We start from the raw sequence: 8,580 nt of genomic DNA, 5'->3' as shown, positions 1-8,580 counted from the left end.
CGCTCTGGATCGGCGCCGCCGCCAAAGCCGGGTTGGAGGACGGGCAGGCGCTGATCGGCGGTTCCTGCATCATCGCGCCGACCGGCGAGATCGCCGCGCAGGCGATGTCGCTCGACGACGAGGTCATCGTCCACCGCGCCGATCTCGATCTGATCGAGGTCTGCCGCAAGGTGAATTTCAACTTCGCGCTCTACCGCCGCCCCGACCAGTACGGCCGCATCTCGGAACCGGTCTGAGACCGCGATGGGCCTGATCGAAACCAGCCAAGGCAGAGACATGGCGCGGCTCGCGACCGATCCGCTGACGCTCGGCGAGATCGTCGAGAACGGTCTTTGCATCGGCTGCGGCCTGTGCCGGTCGATCGCCGGCGCCAACCGCGTCGACATGGTGATGACGCCGGAAGGGCGCGAGCGGCCGGTGGCGAGGCGTGCATTGGACAAGTCGACGCTGGCGAAGATCAACGCCGTTTGCCCGGGAACGCGCATCGCCGGCCCGCCGCCGGCTCAGATGAATGACGCCGCATTGACGGACACGGTCTGGGGACCTGTCGAACGGCTTGTGCTCGGTTCCGCCGCGGATACTACGGTGCGGTTTGTCGGCTCCGGCGGCGGCACGCTGACGGCGCTCGGGCAATTCCTGCTCGACACCGGGCGGGTCAAGTTCGTGCTGCATGTCGCGGCCTCGCGTTCCATGCCGATGCGCACGGAGCGCAAGCTGAGCTTCGACGCCGCTTCGGTGCTCGAAGGCGCGGGCTCGCGCTATGGCCCGGCGGCGACGCTGATGGATTTCAACGATATCCTCGACCGCGGCGAGCCGTTCGCGCTGATCGCCAAGCCCTGCGACATCACGGCAGTGCGCAATCTGGCCCGGCTCGACCGCCGTGTCGACGAGCACATGCGCTATGCGCTCGCCTTCGTCTGCGGCGGCGCTTCGGACCTCACCAAGTCGGAGCAGGTGCTGCAGCGTTTTGGCCTCGATGAGAACGAACTGTCGCTCTTCCGCTACCGGGGGCACGGCAACCCGGGCCTCAACCGCATCGAAACCAAAGACGGCCGCGCCTTCGAGATCAGCTACCGGCAGCTCTGGGAAGACGAGGACAAATGGATGATCCAGCCGCGCTGCAAGATCTGTCCCGACGCGATCGGGCAGGTGGCGGATATCGCGGTGTCGGATTCCTGGCTGAATGGCGGCCCGGCGGTCGAGGATGAGGCGCTCAACGGCATCATCGTGCGCACGAAGCGCGGGCTGGAGCTGTTCGACGCGGCCGTCGAGGCTGGCGTGCTGGAGATCAAGCGGGAGAGCGGGGTCGCCGAGATCGGCGAGTTGCAGTCGCATCAGGTGCGCAAGCGGCGCGCCGTCTGGGCGCGGCTGACAGGCATGGCAATCGCCGGCAAGCCGGTGCCCCTTGTCACCGACCTCGCATTGCATGATTGCGCTTTGCAGAACTCGTTGGCCGAGAATCTTGTCGAAGGGCGGGGTGCCCGAGATCGTGCCCGGCGCGGCCGGCTGGGCGAGCCGCCCGCCGTACCGCGCGCAACAATTTTGGGGGATCCATGAGCGAGCAGACCGAAGTCATCATCATCGGCGGCGGCATGGCCGGTGCGGGTGCGGCCTTCGAGATTTCGCGCGACAGGAAGGTTGTGCTGCTCGAGCGCGAGAGCCATTGCGGCTATCACACCACGGGACGCTCGGCGGCGAGCTTCACCGAGAATTACGGCAACGGCGTCATCCGCCGCATCGTGCTCGCAAGCCGCGCCTTCCTGACCGAGCCGCCGACAGGTTTTTGCGACTATCCGCTGCTCAGCAAGCGCGGCATGATCACCGTGGCGCGCGCCGATCAGCTCGACTTGCTACGCGAGGACCTGGCGGCCGCGCAGGCACTGGTGCCCTCGATCGTTGCGATGACGCCGGCCGAGGCGATGGCGCGCGTGCCGGTGTTGCGCCGGGACTATCTCGCCGGCGCCTATATCGAACCGGATTCGATGGATATCGACGTCAACGGCCTGCATCAGGGTTTTTTGCGCGGCGCGCGGGCGCGGGGCGCGCGCATCGTCACCAAGGCCGGCGTGAAAGGCATCGGGCGGCAGGGCGGACAGTGGCGGGTCGAGACGGAAGCGGGCACATTCCTCGCCCCCCTGATCGTCAATGCTGTCGGCGCCTGGGGCGACGAGATCGCGCTGATGGCGGGCGTGCATCCGGTCGGCCTGCAGCCGAAGCGCCGCACCGCCTTCAACATTCCGGCGCCCGCCGACGTCGATATTAGCGACTGGCCGCTGGTCAACGATGTCGGCGCGGAGTTCTACTTCAAGCCGGATGCCGGGCAGCTCTTCGTCTCGCCGGCCGACGCGACACCGTCGGAACCGATGGACGCCTTTGCCGAAGACATCGATGTCGCGATCGGCGCCGAGCGACTCGAACGCGCTACGACGATCGAAGTGCAGCGCGTGTCGCGCTCCTGGGCCGGCTTGCGGACCTTCGTCGCCGACGGGTCGCCGGTGGTCGGGCCCGACGACGAATTTCCGGATTTCGTCTGGCTGGTCGGGCAGGGCGGTTATGGCATCAAGACCTCACCGGCGCTGTCGCGGGTCTGTGCCAGCCTGATCGCCGGCGATGGTCTGCCGGACGATGTCGCGAGGCAAGGCGTGTCGCTGGACGACCTCACACCGCACCGGCTGCGCAACGTCTCGCCCGAAGCGAGCAAGGTTGCTTCATGAACAGCGCCGACCTGACGGCCGGTGGCGGACTGGCGGGACGCATCCTGGACGCCCTCGCCGAGGCGACGACGGACGCGCCGGGGATCACGCGTGTCGCTTACGGACCCGGCGAGCGCTTCGCCCATGACCTCGTGCGCAACGAGGGGGAAAAACTCGGCGCGGGCGCGCGCGTCGATGCGGCCGGCAATCTCTATTTGACGCTCAGAGGCAGCCATCCGGAATTGCCGGCGATCGTCATCGGCTCGCATCTCGACAGTGTGGCGCATGGAGGCAACTTCGATGGCTCCGCCGGCGTCGTGGCCGGCTTGGCGGTGATGGCCGAACTGGTCGGGCAGGGCATCCGCTTGCCGCGCGACCTCGTCGTGCTGGCGACACGCGCCGAGGAAGCGGTCTGGTTTCCGCTCTCCTACCCTGGCAGCCAGGCGGCGCTCGGCCTGCTCGATCCGCAGGCGCTCGAAGCCAGGCGGTCCGACAGCGGTCGCACGCTGGCTGACCACATGCGCGAGGAAGGCTTTGACCCCGATGCCGTGCGACGCGGCGTGCCGGGTATCGATACCGATAAGATCGCGGCCTTCGTCGAGGTGCATATCGAACAGGGACCGCGCCTGGTCGCCGCCGGTGCGCCGGTCGGCATCGTCACCGGCATCGCCGGCGGGTTTCGCTATGTCGACGCCAAATGCCTTGGCGCCTATGCCCATTCGGGCGCCGAGCCGCGCTTCGCCCGGCATGACAGCGTGCTTGGCTTTGCCGACCTGGTCGCCGCGCTCGAAACCGAATGGGACGCGCTCGAACGCGACGGACATGAAGCGACGATCACTTTCGGTCGCGTGCAGTCCGATCCGACACAACATGGGGGCAGCCGGGTTCTGGGCCGGCTCGGTTTCACCCTCGATGTGCGCAGCGCCGAAGCCGCTGTCCTGGAGCGGATCGAGGCAAGGCTGCATGAGATTTTCGCCGAGGCAGGCGCTAAACGCGGCGTCACCTTCGAGCCTGGGCCGCGCTTCACCTGGGAGCCGGCGACGATGTCGCCGGCGCTGATCGGCAGGTTCGACCGCGCCGCCGCCGAATTGCAGATGCGGGCGCCGCATGTGCCGAGCGGCGCGGGGCACGATGCGGCGACCTTCGCCGGCGCCGGCATTCCGACCGCTATGCTCTTCGTGCGCAACGAAAACGGCAGCCACAACCCGGATGAAGCGATGGAGATCGCCGACCTCGATCAGGCGATCCGGCTGCTCCTGCGTTTCGTCACCGACTTCGACAACCCTTTGGAACAACCATGAACCTCGTCAAGACTGCCTTGCTCGTCATCGACCTGCAGAATGAATACCGCCCCGGCGCGGCTTGGCCGGTGGTCGGCTATGACGCGGTGCTTGCCAACACTGCCCAGCTGATCGAAGCAGCCCGCGCGGCGGGCGTGCCCGTCATCCACGCGCAGGCCTGGGTGAAGCCGGAAGAGCGTGAAGGCTACGCGCGGCAGGAAGAGATCCTGACCGAGGAATTCCGCTCGGCCGTGGCCGACAGCGAGGGGGCTCAAATCTGCGCCGAGGTGGCGGCGCTGCCCGGCGACATGGTCGTCCAAAAACACTGGCCGAGCGCCTTTCGCAGCACCGACCTTTCGCAGAGGCTCGCCCCGCTTGGCGTCGAGAACCTAGTGGTCGCCGGCGTGCTGACCGACAGCTGCGTGACCGCGAGCGTGTTCGACGCCGTCTATGAGGGGTTTCGCGTCTGGCTGGTCAAGGATGCCTGCGGCAGCATGACGGAAGCCATGCATCGCACCGGCATGCTCGACATGGCGAACCGGCTTTATGGCGGCGGCATCCTTCGCCAACCCGAAGCATTGAAGGCGCTGGCCGGCCAGCCCTTCGACGGCTGGCGCTGCACGCGTCCGGTGGAGTTCGCCTATACGCTGGAGAGCGTCGACCGGATTTACGAGGCGCTATGATCGGCGCCGCAGCCGCATGCGCCCCGGAATACCGTCTTTGAGGCCGAAGGCTTGAGAACCGCGCCGGGCAGCGCTCCGGTGGCCCTGCCGCCGCGCCAGACCGAGACGCCGTTGACGAAGACATGGTCGATGCCGGCGGCTGGGCGGCGCGGCTCCTCGAAAGTGGCCGTGTCGATGATCGTCTCGGGGTCGAAGATGACGAGATCGCCGAAATTGCCTTCGGCCAGAATGCCGCGCTGCTCGATGCCGAATTCACGCGCGGGCAGGCCGGTCATGCGGAAAACGGCCTCCTCCAGGCTGAACAGGCCGATATCCCGCGCGTAATGTCCGAGCACGCGCGGAAACGTGCCCCAAAGGCGCGGATGCGGGTGGATGTCGTGCGGCAAGCCGTCCGAGCCGATCATGGTGCGCGGATGTGCGATGATGTTGCGCACGTCATCCTCATCAAGCTGGAAATAGACCGCGCCCGCCGGCAGCAGCCGCTCACCGGCCTCGCGCTCGGTGCAGTTCCATTCGCGGGCGATGTCGGCGATCTCGCGCCTGGCCATCTCCGGATGTGGATCGGACCAGGTGATGAGGATCTTGAGCCCGGTGTCGCAGCGTTCCAGGCGGAGCACCGTGGAGCTTGCGGCATAGGGGTAGACGTCCATGCCGATGTCCATCGTCTCGCGTGCCTGGTCGATCCGTGCGAGCGAGGGCCGGCTCTTGCCGAAATTGGCGCGGCCGGTGCATTGGTGATGCGAGATGAACAGCTTGCCGCCGGCATGATCGGCAATGTCGATCGCTTCCTCGATCGCTTCGTCCATCGTCTCGAAATAGTTGCGCGTGTGGGTCACATAAGGACCGCCGAGTTGCGCAGCGGTGGCGGCCAGCGCCTTGACCTCTTCCGTCGAGGAGTTGACGGCCGGCGGATAGTCGAGCCCGGTGCTGAGGCCAAACGCGCCTTCGGCCATGGCCTCGGCGACCGCTTCCTGCATCGCCGCCGTTTCCACTTCATTGGCCGGCCGATCGGTCACCGGCATGCAGCGCTGGCGCAGCGTGGTGTGGCCGACAAGCAGGGCGGCGTTGGTGGCGATGCCGCGGCGCTTCAGCTCGGCGACATAATCGGCAAAACGGTCGAAGCGGAAATTCTCGCGGCCGCCGACCAGCGTGAAGGGCGGCGGCGGAGTCTTGTCGAGCAGCAGCGGCGCCAGGCTGACGCCGCAATTGCCGGCGATCACCGTGGTCACGCCCTGGCTGATCTTCGGGTCCATGCCGCGCTGGGAAAGCAGCGCGCCGTCGTCATGGGTGTGCACGTCGATGAAGCCAGGCGCGACGATCTTGCCCCTGGCGTCGATTTCCTCGATGCCCCGCGTGTCGTCCAGCCGGCCGATGGCGCCGATGCGGTCGCCGTCGACGGCGATGTCGGCTTCGAAGGGTTTCGAGCCGTCGCCGGCGATCAGCGTCGCGTGGCGGATGACGAGATCATAGGGCATTAAACGAATTTCCTAAGCTTCCGGATTGGCCGCGATCTCCTCGCGGCGGCGCGCGACATAGGCGTCGAGTTCCTCGCGGATCGCCGGATCCATCACCGGTTCCTCATAGTCGTGCAGCGCCTGCTGCCAGAGCTCGGTGGCTCGCTCCAGCGCGTCCTTGCCGCCGGCCTCCTCCCAGGCGCCGTGGTTCTGCCAGTTGGAGAGCATCGGCTGGTAGAAGGCGGTGGTGTAGCGCGACATGGTGTGCTCGGCGCCGAAGAAATGACCGCCGGCCGGCACCGATTTGATCGCCTCGAAGCCGAGGTCGTCTTCCTGGAACGGTAAGGGCCGCAGGAATTCCATCATGTTCTGCAGGATCTCGACGTCGAGCACGAGCTTTTCGTAGGACGCCGTCAGGCCGCCCTCCAGCCAACCGGCCGCGTGATAGATCAGATTGGCGCCGCCAAGCACCGCGCCCCAGGTCGCCATTTCGGTCTCGTAGGCGGCCTGCAGGTCGACGACGTTCGAAGCGTTCGCATTGGAGGTGCGGTAGGGCAAATTGTAGCGCCGCGCCAGTTGCCCGGCGATGATGTTGGCCTTGGCGTTTTCCGGCGTGCCGAAAGCCGGCGCGCCCGACTTCATGTCGACATTGGAGGTGAACGCGCCGTACATCACCGGCGTGCCGGGATTGACGAGCTGTGTCAGCGTCACGCCGAACAGCGCCTCGGCATTCTGCTGGCAAAGCGCCGCGGCAAGCGTCACCGGGGTCATAGCGCCCATCAGCGTGAAGGGCGTGACGGTGACCGGCTGGCCGTGCTCGGCCATGGCGATCAGGCCTTCCGCCATCGCGTCGTCGAACAGGCGCGGCGAGTTGATCGAGATGATCGTCGTCACGCCGGGCGAAGCGCGCATCTCCTCGACCGAGATGCCGCGCGCGATGGCCATCATGTTGATGCCATCCATGGCTCGGGCGCGGCCGATCGCGGTGCAGTGGAAGGAGAGGTCGCTCAGCGTCAGATTGGCGTGATAGGTGTCGAGATGGCGCGAATTGGCCGGCAATTCGATCGGCGCCACCACCTGGTTGCCGATGATGTGGATGGCGTTGAAGTGATGCGCCAGCCGGATGAAGTTCTGGTAGTCGGGGAGATTGCCCGGCCTGCGACCGTTGATGCGGTCATGCACGTTGGGCGGACCGGCGACCAACCCGAAAACCAGCGAGTTGCCGCCGAATTCAACCCGCTTGTCCGGATTGCGGCTGGTCAGCGTGAAGGACGACGGCACGTTGCGCAGCGCCTCGGTGACGAGGCTCTCGTCGATGCGGATGGTGTTGCTCTCGCGGTCGACGATGGCGCCGGCCTTGGCGAACAGGTCCATCACCTTTTCGCTCATGACGCGGATGCCGAGCTCCGACAGGATGCGCATCGATGTCTTGTGCAACTGCTCCATGCGCTCTCCGTCGAGGAGCTGCATGGGCGGGTAGGGGTTTTTCACGCTCTGCCACGGCAGTTGCGCGATGCCGCCGCCGCTGCGCCCAAGTTTCGATCTGCGGCCGCCGCCACGCCTGTCCTGTGACATAGGATTCTTCCTCTCCGGGGCTTCAGTACCCACGTTCCGGATTGACCACGTTTTCCAGCGGTTCGCCTTTGCGGTAGCGCGCCAGATTGTCGGCGAACATGCGCACCGACTTGATGTCCCAGCCGTCATAGACGGCGGCGCAATGCGGCGTGACGGCGACGTTGCCGTAGCCCCAGAGCGGGTGCTCGGCCGGCAATGGCTCGGTCGCGAAGACGTCGAGCGCCGCGCCCTTGATCCGTCCGCCGTCGAGCGCGCTCAGCAGCGCGGCCTCTTCGACGACGCCGCCACGCGAAATGTCGATCAGCACGGCGGTCGGCTTCATGGCGGCAAAGGCGGCCTCGCCAAGCAGGCCGCGCGTGCTGGGCAGCAAAGGCACGCAGCAGACGATGAAGTCGGCGCGGCCGATCAATGCCAGCAGCGCGTCGGGGCCATGCACCTCGTCGAGCGACGGCATCGGCTTCGGTCGAGCGCGGATGCCGAGCGTGCGCATGCCCATCGCCCGCGTTCGCCGAGCCACGGCCTCGCCGGTCTTGCCGAGGCCGAGGATGAGGACGGTCTTGCCCTCGATTGGCTCGACGGGGCCGCCGCCCCATTGCCGGGCCTGCTGGCGGCGCTCGAAGCCGCGCAGGTCGAGCGAGAAGGAAAGCATGGCGCCGAGCGCGTATTCGGCCAGCATGCCGGCGGCGACGCCGGCTGAATTCGTCACCGTCACACGCGCCGGATCCCAGCGCCCGAGATGGTCGGTGCCGGAGCCGCCGATCGAAACCCATTTCACCGTCGGGCTCTCGACAAGAGCCTGGCGCGGATAGCGCGGCGTGCCATCGAAGCGGATGGAATAGACGACTTCGGCGGCCACGCGCTCGATCAATCCCGGGAGGCCGGCATAGGTGTCGCA

At 66.9% G+C, this 8,580-nt stretch carries 7 protein-coding genes and 1 pseudogene; 5 read left to right on the top strand and 3 right to left on the bottom strand.

What is annotated here, in order from left to right:
• The 5 genes and pseudogenes from EOD07_RS13065 to EOD07_RS13045 form a co-directional block, all read left to right on the top strand.
• Positions 1-236, top strand: a pseudogene (locus tag EOD07_RS13065) (N-carbamoyl-D-amino-acid hydrolase); the annotation flags it as partial.
• A 7-nt stretch (positions 237-243) separates the two neighbouring features.
• Positions 244-1,557 carry a Coenzyme F420 hydrogenase/dehydrogenase, beta subunit C-terminal domain gene (locus EOD07_RS13060; protein WP_127235746.1) on the top strand — a complete coding sequence of 438 codons (1,314 nt, stop codon included), beginning with the start codon at positions 244-246 and terminating at the stop codon, positions 1,555-1,557.
• The gene (locus EOD07_RS13055) at positions 1,554-2,714 is read left to right on the top strand and encodes an FAD-binding oxidoreductase (RefSeq protein WP_127235745.1); all 1,161 of its coding nucleotides are present in this window, start codon (positions 1,554-1,556) and stop codon (positions 2,712-2,714) included. The genes EOD07_RS13060 and EOD07_RS13055 overlap by 4 nt, the downstream gene beginning before the upstream one ends.
• Positions 2,711-3,994, top strand: coding sequence for a Zn-dependent hydrolase (locus EOD07_RS13050; protein WP_127235744.1), 1,284 nt, complete (start codon positions 2,711-2,713; stop codon positions 3,992-3,994). Before EOD07_RS13055 ends, EOD07_RS13050 begins: the two co-directional genes overlap by 4 nt.
• The gene (locus EOD07_RS13045) at positions 3,991-4,656 is read left to right on the top strand and encodes an isochorismatase family cysteine hydrolase (RefSeq protein WP_127235743.1); all 666 of its coding nucleotides are present in this window, start codon (positions 3,991-3,993) and stop codon (positions 4,654-4,656) included. The genes EOD07_RS13050 and EOD07_RS13045 overlap by 4 nt, the downstream gene beginning before the upstream one ends.
• Here EOD07_RS13045 and EOD07_RS13040 read toward each other — a convergent pair.
• The 3 genes from EOD07_RS13040 to EOD07_RS13030 form a co-directional block, all read right to left on the bottom strand.
• Positions 4,641-6,131: a D-aminoacylase gene (locus EOD07_RS13040; protein ID WP_127235742.1), complete on the bottom strand. Its 1,491-nt coding sequence runs from the start codon at positions 6,129-6,131 to the stop codon at positions 4,641-4,643. The genes EOD07_RS13045 and EOD07_RS13040 overlap by 16 nt on opposite strands.
• Positions 6,132-6,143: 12 nt before the next feature.
• A complete protein-coding gene (locus EOD07_RS13035; protein WP_127235741.1) occupies positions 6,144-7,685 on the bottom strand; it encodes a trimethylamine methyltransferase family protein in 1,542 nt (513 codons plus the stop codon).
• A gap of 22 nt (positions 7,686-7,707) precedes the next feature.
• Positions 7,708-8,580, bottom strand: an 873-nt coding sequence (locus EOD07_RS13030; protein ID WP_164772220.1) for a D-2-hydroxyacid dehydrogenase, incomplete at its 5' end; no start/stop codon positions are given.

The sequence above is a fragment of the Mesorhizobium sp. M2C.T.Ca.TU.002.02.1.1 genome (assembly GCF_003997225.1).
This window is presented reverse-complemented; position numbering and strand designations above follow the sequence as displayed.